General features: G+C 70.0%; 14 protein-coding genes and 1 pseudogene. 6 read left to right on the forward strand and 9 right to left on the reverse strand.

All coding sequences use genetic code 11. The features are described from left to right. Positions 1-136: 136 nt before the first annotated feature. The 5 genes and pseudogenes from R3A49_09325 to R3A49_09345 all read right to left on the reverse strand — a co-directional run bounded on the left by R3A49_09325 (position 137) and on the right by R3A49_09345 (position 8,820). Positions 137-1,546, reverse strand: a pseudogene (locus R3A49_09325) (SufD family Fe-S cluster assembly protein). A 150-nt stretch (positions 1,547-1,696) separates the two neighbouring features. After that, positions 1,697-4,786 carry a UPF0182 family protein gene (locus R3A49_09330; GenBank protein ID MEZ5170931.1) on the reverse strand — a complete coding sequence of 1,030 codons (3,090 nt, stop codon included), beginning with the start codon at positions 4,784-4,786 and terminating at the stop codon, positions 1,697-1,699. Positions 4,787-4,877: 91 nt separating this feature from the next. After that, positions 4,878-6,776: a DivIVA domain-containing protein gene (locus R3A49_09335; GenBank protein ID MEZ5170932.1), complete on the reverse strand. Its 1,899-nt coding sequence runs from the start codon at positions 6,774-6,776 to the stop codon at positions 4,878-4,880. A gap of 84 nt (positions 6,777-6,860) precedes the next feature. Next, a complete protein-coding gene (locus R3A49_09340) occupies positions 6,861-7,997 on the reverse strand; it encodes a PDZ domain-containing protein (protein MEZ5170933.1) in 1,137 nt (378 codons plus the stop codon). A gap of 130 nt (positions 7,998-8,127) precedes the next feature. Next, positions 8,128-8,820, reverse strand: a complete 693-nt coding sequence (locus tag R3A49_09345) for a class E sortase (GenBank protein MEZ5170934.1) — start codon at positions 8,818-8,820, stop codon at positions 8,128-8,130. Between the two features lie 96 nt (positions 8,821-8,916). On the opposite strand from R3A49_09345, the gene R3A49_09350 reads away from it, so the two are divergent. Continuing rightward, positions 8,917-9,639, forward strand: a complete 723-nt coding sequence (locus tag R3A49_09350; GenBank protein MEZ5170935.1) for a HEAT repeat domain-containing protein — start codon at positions 8,917-8,919, stop codon at positions 9,637-9,639. 9 nt (positions 9,640-9,648) lie between these two features. Here the strand turns inward: R3A49_09350 and R3A49_09355 are convergent, their stop codons facing one another. Together R3A49_09355 and R3A49_09360 are read right to left on the reverse strand one after the other, a co-directional pair. Beyond that, positions 9,649-10,644: a rod shape-determining protein gene (locus tag R3A49_09355; GenBank protein MEZ5170936.1), complete on the reverse strand. Its 996-nt coding sequence runs from the start codon at positions 10,642-10,644 to the stop codon at positions 9,649-9,651. 11 nt (positions 10,645-10,655) lie between these two features. Next, positions 10,656-11,150: a molybdenum cofactor biosynthesis protein MoaE gene (locus R3A49_09360; protein MEZ5170937.1), complete on the reverse strand. Its 495-nt coding sequence runs from the start codon at positions 11,148-11,150 to the stop codon at positions 10,656-10,658. Positions 11,151-11,261: 111 nt separating this feature from the next. On the opposite strand from R3A49_09360, the gene R3A49_09365 reads away from it, so the two are divergent. From R3A49_09365 to R3A49_09375, 3 genes are read left to right on the forward strand one after another with little or no spacing between them, the layout of a single operon-like run. Continuing rightward, complete coding sequence (locus R3A49_09365; protein MEZ5170938.1) at positions 11,262-12,416, forward strand: S1C family serine protease; 1,155 nt, start codon at positions 11,262-11,264, stop codon at positions 12,414-12,416. Positions 12,417-12,469: 53 nt separating this feature from the next. Further along, positions 12,470-12,613 carry an Lrp/AsnC family transcriptional regulator gene (locus R3A49_09370; GenBank protein ID MEZ5170939.1) on the forward strand — a complete coding sequence of 48 codons (144 nt, stop codon included), beginning with the start codon at positions 12,470-12,472 and terminating at the stop codon, positions 12,611-12,613. Next, positions 12,610-13,521, forward strand: coding sequence for an Lrp/AsnC family transcriptional regulator (locus R3A49_09375; protein MEZ5170940.1), 912 nt, complete (start codon positions 12,610-12,612; stop codon positions 13,519-13,521). Before R3A49_09370 ends, R3A49_09375 begins: the two co-directional genes overlap by 4 nt. A 12-nt stretch (positions 13,522-13,533) precedes the next feature. Here the strand turns inward: R3A49_09375 and R3A49_09380 are convergent, their stop codons facing one another. Continuing rightward, on the reverse strand, positions 13,534-14,592 hold the full coding sequence (locus R3A49_09380; protein MEZ5170941.1) for an NAD-dependent epimerase/dehydratase family protein: 1,059 nt from the start codon (positions 14,590-14,592) through the stop codon (positions 13,534-13,536). A gap of 63 nt (positions 14,593-14,655) precedes the next feature. On the opposite strand from R3A49_09380, the gene R3A49_09385 reads away from it, so the two are divergent. Further along, the gene (locus R3A49_09385; GenBank protein ID MEZ5170942.1) at positions 14,656-16,014 is read left to right on the forward strand and encodes a zinc-dependent metalloprotease; all 1,359 of its coding nucleotides are present in this window, start codon (positions 14,656-14,658) and stop codon (positions 16,012-16,014) included. Positions 16,015-16,295: 281 nt separating this feature from the next. Then, positions 16,296-16,574, forward strand: coding sequence for a WhiB family transcriptional regulator (locus R3A49_09390; GenBank protein MEZ5170943.1), 279 nt, complete (start codon positions 16,296-16,298; stop codon positions 16,572-16,574). 28 nt (positions 16,575-16,602) lie between these two features. Here the strand turns inward: R3A49_09390 and R3A49_09395 are convergent, their stop codons facing one another. Next, a complete protein-coding gene (locus R3A49_09395) occupies positions 16,603-17,469 on the reverse strand; it encodes a glutamate formiminotransferase (protein MEZ5170944.1) in 867 nt (288 codons plus the stop codon). Positions 17,470-17,496: the final 27 nt, after the last annotated feature.

Genomic DNA, 17,496 nt, shown 5'->3' on the forward strand with positions numbered 1-17,496 from the left:
AGCGGCTGGCCGTGACCTCGGCGAAAACGAACTCGCCGGCTTCGGGATCCCATGACTGGACACGGTCGCCGGCACGGACGTCGGCGATTTCCTTGGGGCCGTCAGGAGTGATGACCCGCGACCCACCGGCAAGACAGCCGATGTTGCCGTCGATCCACTCGACGGTTGCCTCCTCCTCGGCGCGGGCGCGTTTGGTGACGAGGTTGTAGACGTTGGGTGACCAGTTCTGGATGGTCGTGTAGCGAATGCGCGCGCTCGGCTTGGCGATCAGTTCCACGACGGCGGAGTGCAGCGAGTCCGAGGAATACACGGGCGCCGAGCAGCCCTCGACGTAGTGAACCGACGCACCCTCGTCGGCGATGATCAGCGTCCGCTCGAACTGTCCGGCGTTCTCGGCGTTGATGCGGAAGTACGCCTGGAGGGGCATGTCGACGTGCACACCCGGTGGCACGTATATGAAGGACCCTCCACTCCAGACACTGGAGTTGAGCGCGGCGAACTTGTTGTCGCCCGGCGGGATGACCGTCCCGATGTGCTCCTGCACGATCTCGGGGTACTCGCGCACCGCGGTGTCCATGTCGGAGAACAGGACCCCGAGCTTCTCCAGGTCCTCGCGGTTCTTGTGGTAGACGACTTCGGAGTTGTGGACCACGAAGCCTTCGGCGACGAAGTTGTGGTGGCCCGCGACCTCGATGTCGTGCACGGTCTCGACGCCCACCGATTCGATCGAATCGATTCGCACGAACCCCAGCATGTCGCTGTCGCCGAGAACGACGTCGACCTCGTTCTCCAATCGGAGAGCGACGGACTTCTGCTCGAGGACGCCGACTGAACGGCGAGCGTCCTCGACGCTCGGCGCTTCGCGGTCGACGGGCAACGCTGTTGGAACGGCGACCAGATCGCCGACGTTCAGGTCGGCGACGGAAATCCACGTCGGATGACCTCCATCGCGGAGGACGAGGAAGGGGTGGTTGCCTGATGCGCCGATCGTGGCGCCCCGGGCGGAGATCTCGAAGACCTCCTTGTCGCCGGAACTGGCGGCCGCGACAACCTGTGAGCGAACGATCTTCTTCGTCTCCTCGTCGAGCGAGAAGACCTCGTCGCCCGCAGTCAGGTCCTTGATCGGGCGCATTCCGGCGGAGGTCCACACGAGCGTGGAACCACGGAGGCACTCGTACTGCGCTGTCACCCCGGCGAGGTACTTGCGCTCGGCCTCGGGGATGCCGAGCTTCTCGTAGGTCTCCTGCATCTGCTCGGGGAGCTCGTCCCACTCGTCGACCTGATGGTCGGTGGGCTTGATGTAGTAGTAGATGTCGTCGAAGTCGATGTCGGGCATGTTCTGCGCGAACCACGGGAGCATCGGCTTGCGCTCAAAGCGCTTCAAAGCCTTGACGCGGAAGTCGGTCATCCATTCGGGCTCGGACTTGTGCCACGAGATGTCGCGCACGACCTTCTCGTTGATGCCCTTCTCGGGCTTGTAGACGTAGTCCTCGGTGTCGGACCAGCCGAGCTTGTACTTGCCGAGATCGACCCCGGACACTGCCATGTCTGCCTCCACCGGGGAGTGGGCCCCGGAACGGCTTGCGGGAAAAGGGCGGAAACCCGAGGGGAACCGGGTATTTCCACTACGGAGATAGTAACAATTCGGGGCCCGGCGCGACAAGGCCGGGGAGGACCCTTTGGGCGCGATCGGCTGTCAGGTCCCCGACGACGCCCAGGGGATGGCCGGCCGGGCCGGGCCGAGGGCCACGGGCGTCGCCAGACCGGGGCCGCCCGAGGTCACGCCGAGCGCCGACGAGTCGCCACCCGACTCCTGGGCCAGCAGCTCCAGGGCACGGCCGAGGAGGTCGCGCCCCTCGTCGATCTTGTTCTGGTACTCGCCGAGGTCCTCGTTCTTCAGCGCCTCGTCGGCGTCGGCGAAGGCCTGGTCGGCCTGCTGGAGGAGCTCCGCCGCCGAACCCGTCGGCGCGGGCTCCGTGGTGTCGGGCGTCTCGGGCTCGGTCGTGTCGGGCGTCTCGCCGTCGGGCTCCTCGTCGGGCGGAGCCGCGTCGGGATCGGCCTGGAGCTCCTCGGGAACAGCGCTCGTGTCCTCCGGGATGATCCCCCGGAAGCCCGGGTAGAGAGCGGCCAACGCCTCGTCGAGTGTCTCGCGAAGCACCGCCTTCTCGCCGTCGTAGGCCGTCACGAAACGCAACCGGGCGATGTTCGACTCCACGTAGATCGGGCGGATGTAGACGATCGAGTCCTCGATCGGGATCGTCTGGAGGTTGCCCTGGATCACCGTGGAGCCCTCCACGTTCAGCAGCGTGAACTCCTGCGAGATCTCGGCGGTCGAGTTGATGGCGTTGTCGGCCTCGACGGGCCCCTTCACCTGTTGGTCACGTGGCATGACGAACGCCTGGAGCCGCCCGTACTCGCCGGGGTCGGACTTGGCCGTCATGAAGGAGCGCATGTTGATGAGCCGGTCGTTCTCCGAGATCGGCACGAACGGCTGGAGGATCAGGAAGCCCTCCGACTCGTCGCCCGGGACCTTCGTGAGCAGGTAGAGCGGGTCCATCCGCTTGGACGTGACCTCGATGTCACGTGGCTCCTCGGTCTCCTCCTCGGTGTTCTCGTCGGCCGGTGCCGCAGGCGCCACGGGCTCACTGCCCAGCTCCCCCGACCCGGGATCGGGGGACGCGACCCAGAGGTCGTTGCCGTTGAAGAAGTCGGACACGTCGGTGACGTGGTACTTGGCGTAGACGTCGGTCTGGACCCGGAAGAGGTCGTCGGGGTAGCGGAAGTGCTCCTCGAGGCCGTCGGGAGCCTCGTCGAGGTCGGTGAACAGGTCGGGGAAGGCCTTCTCGTACGCCTGGATGATCGGGTCGTCCGGGTCGACGACGTAGAAGCTGATCGTTCCGTCGTACGCGTCGACGGTGGCCTTCACCGAGTTGCGGACGTAGTTGAGGTTCTGGCGGAGTCCGCTGCCCGAGCGCAGTCGCTCGTCGTTGATCGCCTGCGAGTACGGGTACTTGTCGGTCGTCGTGTAGCCGTCGATCATCCACAGAACACGACCGTCGAGGATGATCGGGTACGGGTCGGCGTCGTACTCGAGGAACGGCGCCGCGGCCTCCACGCGGTCGCGGATGTTGCGCCGGAACAGCGCCTTTGTGCCACTCTCGATCTGGTCGGACCAGAGCGTGTTCCAGTCGCCGAAGCGGAGCGCGAACGCCGCCCGCTTCACCGGGCTCGACACCTCGACTCCGCCCGCACCGTCGTAGCGCGTGAACTCCGCGTCGTCGGACTCCTCGTCGCTTCTCGGGAAGTCGAACTCCTCCTGCTTCGAGTCGACGTAGGCGAAGCCACTGATTCCCTCACCGAAGTAGATGCGGGGCTGCTCGAGCGGGATCGCGTCGCCGACAGTGGGGATGTCGGAGAGGAGATAACGCGGATCGCCGTCGTCCTCGCGGGTGTTGGCCTCCGACACGACGGCGCCGTAGCCGTGGGTGAACACGAGGTGCTCGTTCGTCCACGAGCGCGACGGAAGCTTCTCGGGTGACAGGTCTCGCGCCGAGAGCAGCACCTGCTGGATCGTGCCGTCGACCATGTAGCGGTCGATGTCGACGTCGGCGAACTCATAGAACGAGCCGACCTCCTGGCGCGTCCGGTAGACGCCCTGGAGCGGCGCCGGGTCCCACAGGCGTGCGTTGTCGACCGTCACGAGGTTCTGGTTGACCTGTTCGGCGGTGAGCGTGGGCTCGTAGGGAAACACGACCTGTTCCACGTCGTCGATGGCGAACGCCTGGCGCGTGGCCTCGATGTTGCGCTCGATGAACTCCGACTCCTTCGACAGCTCGTTGGGATCGACCCGGAAGCGCTGGATGACGGCCGGGTAGATGGTGCCGACCGTGACGCTCACGAGGCCCCACAGACCGACCGCGATGACCGGCAGGACCCACCCGCGCCGGAAGATGTTCCAGATGAACAACGCCGCAGCGACCACGGCGACACCGGCGAGGAGCTGGAGCGCGGGGATCTGCGCGTTCACGTCGGTGTAGCTGGCACCGTCGACGACGCCGCGTGCCGACGACGTGAGTTCGTAGCGTCCGAGCCAGTAGTCGACGGCCCGCACGAGGGCCATCACCGCCAGGATCACGGAGAGGTGCGCCTTCACCTGTGGCGTGACCCGCTGGTGGGGGGCCTGGAGGCGGATCCCGCCGTTGAGGTAGTGCGTGATGGCGGTGACGATGAGAACGATCACGAGGCTCGCGAACGTCCACTGCACCACGAACTTCAGGAACGGCAACTGGAAGACGTAGAAGCCGATGTCCATGTTGAACTGCGGGTCCTTGATGCCGAAGTCCACGGAGTTGCGGAACAGGATCCACTCGCGCCACTGCGCCGACACACCGATGCCGGTGATGAGGGCGAAGAAGAACGCGATTCCCAGGCGGATCCGACCCTGGTAGGGGCCCACGACCTGGCGGTACCGGTCGACGATCTCGTCCTCGGGCCCCCCGGTCCGGAGCTTGGGGGCGATGCGGTCGGCGATGATGAGGTTCGCCAGCATCACGACGAAGAAGAGCGTCGTGAACGCGGCCGCCGGCACGATGCGGGCACCCAGCAGGCCGCTCCAGACACCCCCGAAGCCGACGCTGTCGAACCAGAGCTTGTCGGTGTAGAACTCCGCCAACTGCCAGAGGCTGGCGAGCAGCAGGACGAGGACGACCGCCGCCGCGATCAGCCAGGCGCGAAGGCGCCGACGGGGGCGCGGCTTCTCGGGTGGCACCTCGGGGGGAACACGCATCCGGCCGTAGGGTAGCCGGAGGCCGGTGGGATCCGACCGCGCACACCGCCTGTCGTCGCCGCACGTCGCGACGACGGTTCACCGGGCTCGGTCAGGACGCCGCCGAGGTCGCGATCCCGAGCGTCTCCGCTGTGGCGTCGTCGAGGGGAACCACCAGGCACCGGCACCCCGGGTAGGCGGGGGGGTGCGTCTGGCCCGTCGGGAACGGCTCGCCGGCACGGGTCGGCTCGAGCATGTTGTCCTCGCAGTCGGGGCCGCACCCGCTGTCGGGATCGACCACCCAGCGCAGCACCGTGCCGTCCTCGACCACGTCGAAGGCACCCTGTGCATGGGCAGTGACGAGGATGTCGTCGACCCACTGGTCGACGGAGGCCGATTTCCACTCGCGGTACCGGGCTCTGATGCTCTCGACGATCTCGTCGGGGTCGGCCGTGTCGTCGTCGATGGCCGCGGCGATGGTCTCGCGTTGCACGACGACAACGCGACCCACGAGGTCATCGAGGAGCTCGGCGGGGAGCTCTGCGTCGGAACCACTCGCGTGGTAGGCGGTCGTGGCAGGGCCGCGCACGACCTCGGTCCATGCCGTGCGGGCCTCGGCCTCGCCCGGGAGGAGCTTCTCGGACGTGAGCTTGCCGCGCTTCTTGCGCAGCGCATCGAGGAGCTCGTTCTGGTCTTCGCGCAGCTGCCTCTTCAGCGCCTTCGCCAGCTCGGTGCGCTGCGCCGCCAGGGACTCGCCGCGTTCTCGCAGTGCGACCGACGCCGGATCGTCATCGGTGGGTCCGGTGTCGGCGATCGTCACAGCCTCGTCGACGGTGTCGTCGGGAACATCGTCTGCAGTGTCGGTGTCGTCGCTTGCCGGCGGGTCTTCGGAGCCCGCGGTGGGGCCATCCGCATCGGCGCTTCGGAGCTTGGCGAAGATGGCGTCGGCGGCGTCGCCGTCGTCGACATCCACGTCGGAGCCGGACGCGGACGCCTCCTCCTCCCGATCGGAACCGTCGGCCTCGGACTTCTCGTACCCGAGGGCCCCCCGCACGTAGGCACGGACGCCCTTCCTGCCTCCGTCGCCGCCGGCCTCGGCGCCGTTGCCGTTCGGGGCCGGTGGCTCGTCGTCCGACTCCGCTTCCGGCTCCGAGGTGGGCTCCGGTGTTGACGGTGACTCGGCACCGGTTGTGTCTGTGGGCTCCGTGGTGCCCATGAAATCGGGGACATCGGGAGGCACGGCCGCATCGGCCTCCGGCCCCGTGGCACCGGTGAGCGCCGCGCCCGCCTCGGCAACGGCGCGCTGCACGACACGGTGCGCCTCGACGAGACGTTCCCGCTCCGACTTCAACGCGTTGATCTGTGCCTCGAGATCGTTCCGCCGCTTGGTGAGGTCGGTGAGGATGCGCTCGCGAACGCTACGGGCCTCCGCGACCATCTCGCGGCCCTTCGTGCGCGCCTCCTCGACCGCGCTGTCCGCGGTGCGTTCTGCCTCGGCCTTGATCTCGGCAGCGGCGGTCGCGGCGCGCTCCGACGACTCACGCGCGTTGCGCTCCGCTGTCTCGCGGATCTCCGATGCCACGTCCTCCGCGTTCTGGCGCTGCTCGGCCACGATGCGCTCGGTGGTCTCCCGGAGGCGCTGACCTTCCTCCTGCGCCTCGCGCACGATCCGCAGGGCACGCTCGTCTGCCTTGACGCGGATCGCGTCCGCTGCATCCTGGGCGGACCGAAGAACCCTGGCGGTCTCCTCGCCGAGCGCGTCGAGCAACTCCCGCTCGTCGAGCTCGACCGGCTCGGCGAGCTTCGCCTCCAGCCTCTCGATGTCGGAGCGGAGGTCCTGCTCGCGCTGTTGGGCCATACCGACGGAATCGGCGACGCGTCGCAGGAAGCTCCGGACCTCGTTGGGAGACAGGCCCTTGCGCGCGACGGCAAAGGACCGCTCGGCGATCTCCGTCGGGGACAACATGCCCGATGTCGAGATCTTCTGGTGCTGCGACGCACGTTCGGTCATGTACGAACCCCCGGATCCGGTGTGCCCACGCGACAGAACATCGTATTGCCACACGTGATCGAATCCGTTGACCCCTCCGGTGGGTCAGGCTGCCGGATCGAGTGACCCCTCGACGGGGCTCACGAGGGGATCTCCACCCGCCTCCCGGAGCGCGACCAGAGCGTCGTCGATCGTTTCCACCGCGACAACGGGCACACCCCCGCTGTGAGCGCGCGCCTCGTCCTCCTCACCCGGCGGCACGAGGAACAGCTCTGCTCCCGCGTCGTCGGCCGCGGCGGCCTTCTGGGGCACGCCGCCGACGAGACCGACCTCCCCGTCGGAGTTCATGGTCCCCGTGACAGCGACCTTCATGCCGCCCGTGAGCTCCCCCTCGGTCAGCTCGTCGATGATGGCCAGCGTGAAAGCGAGCCCGGCGGACGGCCCGCCCACCTTCCCCGTGTCGATCTCGACGTCTACCGGGAAGTCGATCTCCAGGTTCTCCGTCTGCAGCGAGACGCCGATCAGTGGCAGGCCGTCGTCGTTCTCGACCGTCTCGACGGTGACGGTTTCCGCGTCGCCATCGCGCACGAACTCGATCTCGACGTCATCCCCCGCGTCGCGCGCTCGCACGAGCTCGACAGCGTCGGTGGCGAGCTCCACCGGCTGTCCGTCGATGGCGACGATCACGTCGTCGACCTCGAGCACACCGTCGGCGGGTTCCCCTTCACCGACCATGCGAACGACGGCACCGTCTCCACTGAGCGGGACCTCGTAGCCCAAGGTCTCGAGTGCGACGACCGTGGCCACCTCCTGCGACTCGACCATGGCGATACGCGCGAGCTCGCGAACCCCCTCGCGCGTGTCCCCCTGGAGGTACTCGTCCTCCTTCACGACCTCCGAGTCGCCGTCGAGCCAGCCCCACAGGATCTGGAAGGGCACCGCCCGTCCCGAGACGTTCACCGTGAGGAAGAGGATGTCGCCGCTCGGCTCGTAGGTGTCGGCTCCGTCGATGACGAGGGCGTCCTCGACCGGCGTGGCCGAGCCGGGGCTGAAGACGATGTAGGGCAGCGGGAGGAAGGCGCCGACCGCCAGGAGTACGACGACGATGCCCGCCGCGATCCCGCCGTAGACCCAGCCACGGCCGCGGCGCCGGCGTGAGTCCCCGGGGGGCCCCGTGGGAGAGGCTCCCGACGGCGGCGGGGGCGGAGGCGGCGAATCGACGGTCGACGGCAACTCAGGCACGGGCATTCTCCGGCAGATGGATCCCGGAAGGTCGTATCACGGCTCCGCCGAGTCCCTCAACGGGACCGGCAACCGGGTGTGACCGATCGGGTGCGACACGGACAACGCCGTCGCCGGGCCGCCGGTTCCCTCAGGCCGCCGGTGCGGCGCGGTCGCTCCGGACGAGGTCTCCGTGCACGACGATCCGTTGGGCGGCACTGCCCGGCGGGTGGCACGCGAACAGCGTGACGGTCCGATCGTGGCTCTGCTCGACGATGCGCAGGGCCGTCGGCTCGACGATCTCGGTGCCCGTCACCGAATAGACGTGGGTTCCCGAATCGTCGTTCACGATGATCTCGTCGCCCACGTCCAGCTGGTCGAGATCGCGGAACGGATGGGAGTTGGTGACCCGGTGACCGGCGATGACGGAGTTCCCGTAGCCCCCGGGCTCGGCCGTCCCGGGCCAGTGGCCGGGACCGTGGTCGAGAACGGTGAGCCACACGCCGCTGTACATCGTGTGGGAGAGCCCGATGGCGGGGATCTCGATGGACCCGATCGGCACGATGGGGACGTCCTCGAAGGGATCCTCGGGCACGGGATCGGGGACCGGCAGGTCGGGGAGGAGCGGGCCGTCGGGTGCACCGGAGATGGACGCCGGCGACGCGTCGTCGGCCGCGGCGGCGCGCGCCTCCAGCGGGCCGGTCTCGACATCGGCCGCCGCAGCGAAGGCGACGGTCAGGCTGAACACGGCGACGAGGGCGACGGCGGCGCCCACGATCGGGGAGGTGGCGCGCCCACCGAACGGGAGCGGAGCGCCGATTCGCCGGTAGCTGTCGTTCGTCACAGGCGACCAGTCTACGAGTGGATGTCCGAGGTCGATCCGCGGACTCCGGGCCTCCTCCCATCGGCCGATCTGGACGCCACTGTAGGGTTCGGCCCCGTGACTCGCCCGGGCGCCGAGACCGGACAGGACGTCGCTGATGCCCACGAACGGGCAGCCGCGGCAGCAGCGCGGGGAATCCTCGGCAGCCGTGGGGCGGAGGCCCCGCGCCACGAGGTGATCGATGACCTGCTCCCCCTCGTGACCGACGATCCCTCGCCGCTCGTCCGCTGCGCCGCCCTGGGGGCGCTGGTCCGCCTCGACGCCACCGCTGCTGCGGTTCGCTCGGCGTGGACCGCCGCGGCGACGGACCCTGACGCGGCTGTGCGGCGCCGAGCCACCGACACTGCCCCCGAGGTCGCGACCGGCTCGGTTCCTGGGGCGCGGGTGCTCCTCGGACTGCTGGACGACGAGCACGTGGCCGAGGGCGCCGCGTGGGCTCTGGGCGAACTCGGCGCCACCGCCGTGTCCGCCGGGGCCGTTGCGCGCCTGGCGTCGGTGGCGGTCGGGCACGACGATGCGCTGGTCCGTGAGTCCGCCGTCGCCGCGCTCGGTGCTCTCGGCCATCCCGACGGGCTCGAGGCGATCCTCTCGGCGTGTCGCGACAAGCCGGCGGTGCGGCGCCGGGCCGTCCTGGCCCTGGCGCCGTTCGACGGCGACGCCGTCGACGTCGCGCTGGCTGCGGCGGCCGAGGACCGCGACTGGCAGGTGCGCCAAGCCGCCGAGGATCTCGGCGGAGGGGTCGACGACGGTGGCGGCGGCTCCCGACCCGTTCCCGGGTGACCGGTTCTCTCAGGTCCGGGCCTTGGCCATGAACAGGTCCCGGAGCTGGTCGAACGACTCGAGGCAGCGGCCCGCACCGAGGACGACACATTCGAGTGGTGCATCGACGAGATGCACCGGCACCCTCGTCTCCTCCTCGATGCGCGTGTCGAGACCGCGCAGCATCCCGCCACCGCCCACGAGGTGAATGCCCTGGACGATGAGGTCCTGGGCGAGTTCCGGGGGCGTCTGGCCGAGACAGCCGATGACGGCGTCGAGAATGGCCCGGAGTTGCTCCTCGATCGCGCCACGCACATCCGCAGGTGACAGGACGACCGTCTTGGGAAGGCCGCTCATCAGGTCGCGTCCACGCACCTCGGCGCGGAACTCCTCCCGGGTCGGGTAGGCCGACCCGATCGCCAGCTTGATCTCCTCGGCGGTCCGCTCGCCGATGGCGATGCCGAACTCCTTTCGGACGAAGGCTGCGATGGCCGCGTCGAGGTCGAAGGACCCGACACGCACGGCCTCGAGGGCCACGACGCCGCCGAGCGAGATGACCGCCACCTCCGAGGTTCCTCCGCCGATGTCGACGACCATGTTGCCCATCGGCTCGTGGATCGGGAGATCCGCTCCGATCGCCGCCGCCATGGGCTGCTCGATGAGATAGGTGGTCGCGGCACCGGCCCGGCGCGCCGCTTCCAGGACGGCACGTTGCTCGACGTGTGTGATGGCGGAGGGCACGCAGATCAGGACCCGCGCTCTGCTGAGCCGGGAGATCCCGGCGCGCTGGAAGAGCAACCGGATCATGCGCTGTGTGATCTCGAAGTCGGTGATCGCCCCGCCGCGGAGTGGTCGGACAGCCTGGATGTAGCTCGGTGTCCGGCCGATCATCTGCCAGGCCTCGTGACCCATGGCGAGCACTTCCATCGTCCGCGTGTTGAGGGCGATCACGGTGGGCTCGTTCAGGACGATGCCGCGGTCACGCGCGTACACGAGCGTGTTGGCCGTACCGAGGTCGATGGCGATGTCGCGCGCCACTAGCGGGCCTCGCGGGCCGACGCCGTCGCAGGGGCGGGCGGTGCGACGACATCGTGGCCGCACTCCGCCCAGTCGGACCCACCGGCCCAGTGCTCGCGCTTCCAGATGGGAACGGTCTCCTTCACGGTGTCGATGCCGAAGCGTGCCGCCTCGAAGGCCTCCGGGCGGTGAGGGGCCGACACGACAACGACCACGGACGCCTCTCCGACGGCGAGATCACCGACGCGGTGGAGCAGGACGACCCGCTCCACCGCAGGCCACCGGTCGCGCAGTGCCGACACGACGGCGCTCAGCCGCAGCTGGGCCTGCTCGGCATAGGCCTCGTAGGTGATCCCCGTCACACCGGGCCGGCCGTCGGAGTGGTCGCGTACCACTCCCTGGAACGACACGACAGCGCCCGAACCGGGCGTGGAGACCCACCGACCCGCCTCGTCGGTGGGAAGAGGCGCGTCGAACAGGCCGACCCAGTCGCGGTCCCCCGGTTGCGCGTCCACGGGCTCATTGTACGGATTGGTGACGCTCTCGCCCGCCGTCGCTCCCGGCGGGACCCCACGCCCGTTCGGGGCGAGGCCTCCCGTGCGTCGGGCGTCGTTACACTCGCCGTCATGCCGGGCGGAGACGACGAGTCCGAGCCGAACGGCTCCCCACCCGATCCCCTGGACCGCGTCTGGTCCCATCCCAGCGAACTCCGTGGTGCGCCCGAGCCCGCTCCGGTGCGGCCCGCCCGTCGCACGTGGCCGCTCCCGGCCGCGACCGCCGTGGCCGGGTGTCTCGTCACGATCGTCGTCCTGGCGGCCCTGGGCCTGCTCGACGTCTCGGGTGCCGACAGCTCAGACGTGCCCGCCGAGGCCGGGTCGGCATCCGCGGGTGCTCCGACCAGCGACATCGCGGGCACCGTCGAGCCTTCCGTCGTGGCGGTGCGTGCGACGACCGGTGATCTCGCCACGACGGCCTCGGGCGTCGTGATACGCCGGACCGCCGACCGCGATGGCGAGGTCTCGAGTGAGATCGTCACCAGCTACACGGCACTCCACGACGCCGATACCGTCGTCGTCGTACCGGCCGGCCGCGCGTCCCGGACGGCAACCCTCGTCGGCGCCGACCCGGTGACCGACATCGCGCTCCTACACGTGTCGGGGTCGCCTCTTCCGTCACTCCTGCTCGACCGCGGCGTCGCAGCCGACCCGGGAGCGAGCGTCGTCGTTGTGGGCGCACGCGAGGCTGGGGCAGGGCCGCCTGTTGCGGCCACGGTGTCGTCCAGCGACGTGGTCGTCACCGTGGGCACCACGACCCATCCGGGCATGCTCGAGCTCGACACGCGGTCACCGACCGACGCCGTCGGTGCTGCGGTCGTCGACGACGACGGGCGGCTCGTCGGTGTCGTCGCCGGCGATCGGGACGGATTCCCGCCGGGAGGCGCGACTCCTACGCGTCTGGTGGCCGACGTGGTCGACCAGCTCCGCGCGTCCGGTGCCGTGGTCCCGGGCTGGATCGGCCTGAGCGGGCACGACGACACCTCGGGCGGGGTGCAGGTCGACGACGTCGCGTCGGGTGGTCCGGCGGACACCGCGGGCCTGGAGCCCGGGGACCGCATCACCCACGTGGGTGACGACGAGCTGGACGGAATCCACGAGCTCGCCGCGGAGGTGGCGCAGCGCCCGCCCGGGGCCGAGCTGACGCTTCGGGTCTTCGACCCGGGCGAGGAGGCGAATCACGGTTCGACGCGCTCTGTCACGCTCTTCACGGCACACTGGCCGTAGTCGCGCCGGAACAGAACTTGTCCGCCGGAGCCCGCCCCGTCACCATGGACGCCATGCCCGAGCTCGACGACCTGGACCGCGAACTCCTCAATGCGCTGCAGTGGGACTTTCCGCTCACCCCGAGGCCCTACGCCGACCTCGGTGACCGGCTCGACATCTCCGAGGCGGAGGTCCGGGAGCGCACTCCGCGAGCGTGAAGGACGCCGGCGTTCTCCGGCAACTCTCGGCGATCTTCGACACGAGAGCCCTCGGGTACGGGTCGTCCCTCGTAGCGGCCCAGATCGAGCCCGACCGGGTCGACGAGGCGGCCGCCGTGATCTCCGGACATCCCGGCGTGAGCCACAACTACAAGCGCAACCACCGGTACAACCTCTGGTACACCATCGCCGTCCCCCCCGGTGACGAGCTCCAGGACCACGTCGACGTTCTGCACTCGCTGTCGGGCTCGCAGCTCACCCGCATGCTCCCGACGCTGAAGCTGTTCAAGATCGGCGTGAAGCTCGACATGACGGGCGACACCGCCGCCGACGCCAAGAGTGAGGTCCTCGCCCACGAGAAGCCGGAGCGGGCGGAGAAGATGCCGGTCCCCGAGCTCAGCGACCTCGAGGTCGCGACGATCAGCGCCGTCCAGTACGACCTCCCGCTGGTCGAGCGTCCCTTCGCCGTCCACGGGGAGGCGATCGGGTGCGACGAGGACACGGTGCTCGAGCTCCTGCGCTCGTTCGAGGACCGGAAGCTGATGCGCCGCTTCGCCGCCGTGATGAACCACCGCACAGCGGGCTTCAAGGCCAATGCCATGGGCGTGTGGGCCGTGCCCGAGGACGACCTCGAGGCGCTCGGACCGCGGATGGCCGAGTTCTCGGCCGTGAGCCACTGCTACCGCCGACCGACCTACGACGACTGGCCGTACTCGGTGTTCACGATGGTGCACGGCCGCAACGGTGAGGCCTGCGAGAACACCATCGCTGCGATCAGCGAGGAGACGGGCATCACCGACTATGAACTGCTCTGGTCGGTCAAGGAGTACAAGAAGACGAGGGTCCGCTACTTCACCGACGAGTGGGACGACTGGCGCGCCGAGCACCTGGCGACGGCCTCGGCCTGACCGGCAGCGGCATCAGGCGCGCCCGCGGCGACGCCTCCGCCGGAGCACCTCCTCCGCCAGGACGGCGGCCGCCACCGTGGCCGTCCCGGCCACCACCCAGGGCCAGACCGGGGGCGTCGCCAGGGAGTCCGCCGTGGCGAGCAGGGCGTCCTCGTTCGACGCCGACGGCTCCCAACCCGTGGCGCGCAAACGGTCGTTCGCCACGACCCACGGGTGGGTGATGAGCGGGACGACACCGGGTGGGATGTCACCGAGGCCCGATGTCCAGCCGGCCGCGAGGGCGCGGGCCGCCAGCTCCTGGGGCAGCGATGGACGCAGCCGCCTCACACGCAGCTCGTTGGCGTCGGCCGCGTCGAGCCAGCCGTCACACGCCACGTTGTAGACGCCGGACATGTCGGCCGTGCACGCGCGTGTGAGGGCATCGGCGACGTCGTCGACGTGGGAGCACTGGACCGGCGACGACGCCCCGCGGACGGCGACCGGCGCACCAGCCAGGACGCGGGCCATCAGGTGCTGCGCGCCTCTCCCGAGGATCGGGGCGGGACGCAGGACGACAACACCGACACCGGGGTGCGCGGCACACCATTCGGCGAGCAGCCGCTCGACCTCCGCCGACTGCACCGCCGGATCAAACCCGCTGTTGGGGCGCAACGGCTCGTTCTCGGTGAGTGGGACGGGGTTGTTCGCCCACGCCCCGTACACGGTGGCACTCGACATGAGAACCACCCGATCGACACCAACCGCGGCCGCCGCATCGAGGACGCGACGTGTGCCCCCGACGTTGACACGAGCCATCAGATCGACGTCCGGGATGGGATCGTGGATCGCGGCGAGGTGAACGAGCACGTCGATGCCGTCGAGCATCGGCTTCAGCTCCGCGTGGGCGATGTCGACGCGGTGGAAGTCGAGGTGGCGTACCCGCCGCTCGGGATCGCGCACATCGAGGCCGACGAGTCGACCCAGTTCGGGAGAGCGATCGAGGTGTGCCAGCAGCCGCTGACCGACGAACCCCGAGGCGCCCGTGATCGCCACGGCTCGACCCGTCGAGCCGGCATCCTGTCCTGAGGTCATCACCGTGTCCCGCGTCACCTTTTCCCGCGTTGCCGTACGCTGACCGGTCCCTAGACTGTACGCGTGAGCGACGAGTCACAACCCGGGAGCACCCCCGACGACTTCGGCCTCGATCTCTCCCGCCTTGTCGGGATGTTCGGTGCCGGCGACGGGCCCGTGAACTGGCAGGTCGCTCGCGAGGTGGCCGACTGGACCGCTGCCGGCGGCGACGTCGCCACCCCGGCGGGGCCCGGCGGGCCGGTCGGGGCCGCGACTGCCGGATTCGGCGGGTTGGGAGCAGCCGCCGCGCTACCCGAGGAGGCACCTGTCGACGAGGCGGACGCTTCACAGCTCGCCGACCTGGCCGCGGCGGCCCAGACCGCCGTCGTGGCGGAAACGGGCCTGTCGGCTGTGTTCGGTACGGGGACACTCGCCGTCGGGCGGCGCCGTTGGGCGCGCCGCCACCTCGACAGCCTCCGCCCCGTTCTCGAGGCGCTCGCCACCACGCTCGTACGCGACGGCTTCGGGCTCGGGACCGGCGACGAGGACGGGTCCGACCTCGAGATCGAGATCGACCCGGAACTCGCCGACCAGCTCGGCCAGCTGGGTATCCCGAGCGGGGGGCTCGACGCAGCCCAGCTCTCCCAGCTGATGGAGATGCTCGCTCCCGCGCTCCTGGGCGTCCAGGCCGGCTCCATGGTCGGCCACCTCGCCACCCACGCCTTCGGCCAGTACGACCTCCCGCTCCCGGTCACCGGTGAGCCGACGCTGCTGTTCGTCGTGGAGAACATCGACGCCTTCGAGAGCGACTGGTCGCTCGAGCGCGACGACCTGCGCTACTGGGTGGCACTGCACGAGGTCGTCCACGCGGCCGTTCGCAGCGTCACCTGGGTCCGGTCCCACCTCATCGAGCTCGCCACCGAGTTCGTCTCGGGCTACCGCATGGACCCCGAGGCGCTCGAGAGCTCTCTCGACGTGGCGGGCCTCGATCCAACCGACCCGTCCACGATCCCGGCGGCACTCGGCGACCCGCAGAAGCTCCTCGACGCCATGCGCACCCCGGAGCAGGACGCCACCCTCTCCCGACTGTCCGACCTGACGGCGGTCCTCGAGGGGTACGCCGACCTCCAGCTCGAGCGCATCGGCGCGCCCCTCATCCCGTCGTTCGCCCGCATCGCCGAGGCCATGAAGCGCCACCGAGTCGAGAGGGGCGAGGCGGAGCGGTTCATCGAGCGGCTCCTCGGCGTGGGTGTGCAACGGGCCGACTACGAGCGCGGAGAGGCCTTCTGCCGCGGCGTGGTCGAACGGGCCGGCCACGACGGTCTCCACAGGCTCTGGGAGCGGCCCGGGCACACACCCACACGCAACGAGCTCGAGGCGCCGGGCCTCTGGTTGGCGCGTATCGACCTCCCCGACGACGGGGACCGCCCGGAGCCCGCCTGATCCGGCTCACCCGCCGGGGCCGCCGACCGGCCCGGCCGGACCGTGTGGAACGGACCTTTTGTCCGTATTTTTCTCCCGGATCCCCGGAATTCCGCCCTCCCCGGGCCGATTTCCCCTTGCGGGACGGGGCCCACGCCTTCAAGATGACAGGAATGTAATTACAGGTGTGTCGTGTGGCACGCCGCAGGAGCGTCGGGGGGCGGCCGGCCACGGGCCGTGCCGGACGGGACGACGCCGGAGCAGGGGGAACACCGGTGCAGGAACTCCTTCCGGACGGTTCGATCAACGCGGCGCTGCTGAGCGGCCCCGACAAGCACTGGCAGGAGCAGGCCAACTGCCTCGGGGTCGATCCCGACCTCTTCTTCCCTGAGCGGGGAGCCTCCACCAAGGAGGCCAAGGGGGTGTGCGCCGGGTGCGAGGTCCGCCTCGACTGCCTCGAGTACGCCCTGAGCAACGGTGAGAAGTTCGGGATCTGGGGCGGGCTCTCCGAGCGGGAGCGCCGCCGCCTCCGCCGGCAGCGGGCCCTGGCACGCCGCGGCATCATCGCCAGCGGCGCCTGAGCCGCTCACCCGGCGGCGCCCACGCCTTTCACCGCGGCGTGTCGAGGCGGCTCTCCACCGTCAGGGCGTCGGTGAGCCCCCACCGCTCCCGGAATTCCGTTGACCACGTCTCGGACTCCGATCGCGGAACCAGCCCGACGACCTCCACACCGGCGACCGCTGCGCCGCTCCCGGCGAGAGCGGCCTCGACGGCACCGACGGCGTCCTGGAGACCCGTCGACGTCAGATCCACGAGGTTCATCGACACCTGAACCCGGCCCGACGCCGCCAGCCACAGCCCGAGTGCGCGCACTCCCGGCGGGCCCCCACCCGCCTCGCGCACCCGACCGGCCACGCGTGTGGCGAGCACGAGATCGTCGGTGTCGAGCACGGCGTTCGCGGCGACGAGCGGCGGGCGCGCCCCCACCGCCGTGGCGCCGGCCGTGACGTGCGGCCGCATCGGGCCGTGATCGGGCCGGCGGCTGCGGAACGCCTCGCGGCGCGCATCGGGAAGCGACCTCCCGAGAGCGTCGACGTCACCGTAGAGGAAACACGGCAGGTCGAGCTCCGACCCTGCCCAGTCGGCGAAGCGCCGGGCGAGGCCCGTGGCCACCTCGCGCTCGGGCGCACCGCCACCCAGGGCGACGAACGGAACCACGTCGAGTGCACCGAGACGCGGGTGAACCCCCTCGTGGGTGCCGATGTCGCAGCGAGCGACCACCTCCCGGGCCAGCGCACGGACCGCGGCCTCGAGGGCCACGGGATCCTCGGTGGCGAGCGTGAGGACGCTGCGGTGGTGGTCGGCGTCGCTGTGGACGTCGACGAGGAGCTGCCCGCAGGCCGATGTCAGCGCGTCGAGCGCAGCCCGGTCACGGCCCTCCGACACATTCGGCACGCACTCGTACACGACGCCCACGGCGCCACCCTACGACCCGTTCCGACC

The sequence above is a fragment of the Acidimicrobiia bacterium genome (genome assembly GCA_041394025.1).
In the GTDB taxonomy this organism is placed as follows: domain Bacteria; phylum Actinomycetota; class Acidimicrobiia; order IMCC26256; family JAOSJL01; genus JAOSJL01.

What these genes read in the sequence shown, in the direction of transcription:
- R3A49_09330 (MEZ5170931.1), bottom strand. Translation starts at nt 4,786, where the DNA reads ATGCGTGTTCCCCCCGAGGTGCCACCCGAGAAGCCGCGCCCCCGTCGG.
- R3A49_09335 (MEZ5170932.1), bottom strand. Translation starts at nt 6,776, where the DNA reads ATGACCGAACGTGCGTCGCAGCACCAGAAGATCTCGACATCGGGCATG.
- R3A49_09365 (MEZ5170938.1), top strand. Translation starts at nt 11,262, where the DNA reads ATGCCGGGCGGAGACGACGAGTCCGAGCCGAACGGCTCCCCACCCGAT.
- R3A49_09370 (MEZ5170939.1), top strand. Translation starts at nt 12,470, where the DNA reads ATGCCCGAGCTCGACGACCTGGACCGCGAACTCCTCAATGCGCTGCAG.
- R3A49_09380 (MEZ5170941.1), bottom strand. Translation starts at nt 14,592, where the DNA reads ATGACCTCAGGACAGGATGCCGGCTCGACGGGTCGAGCCGTGGCGATC.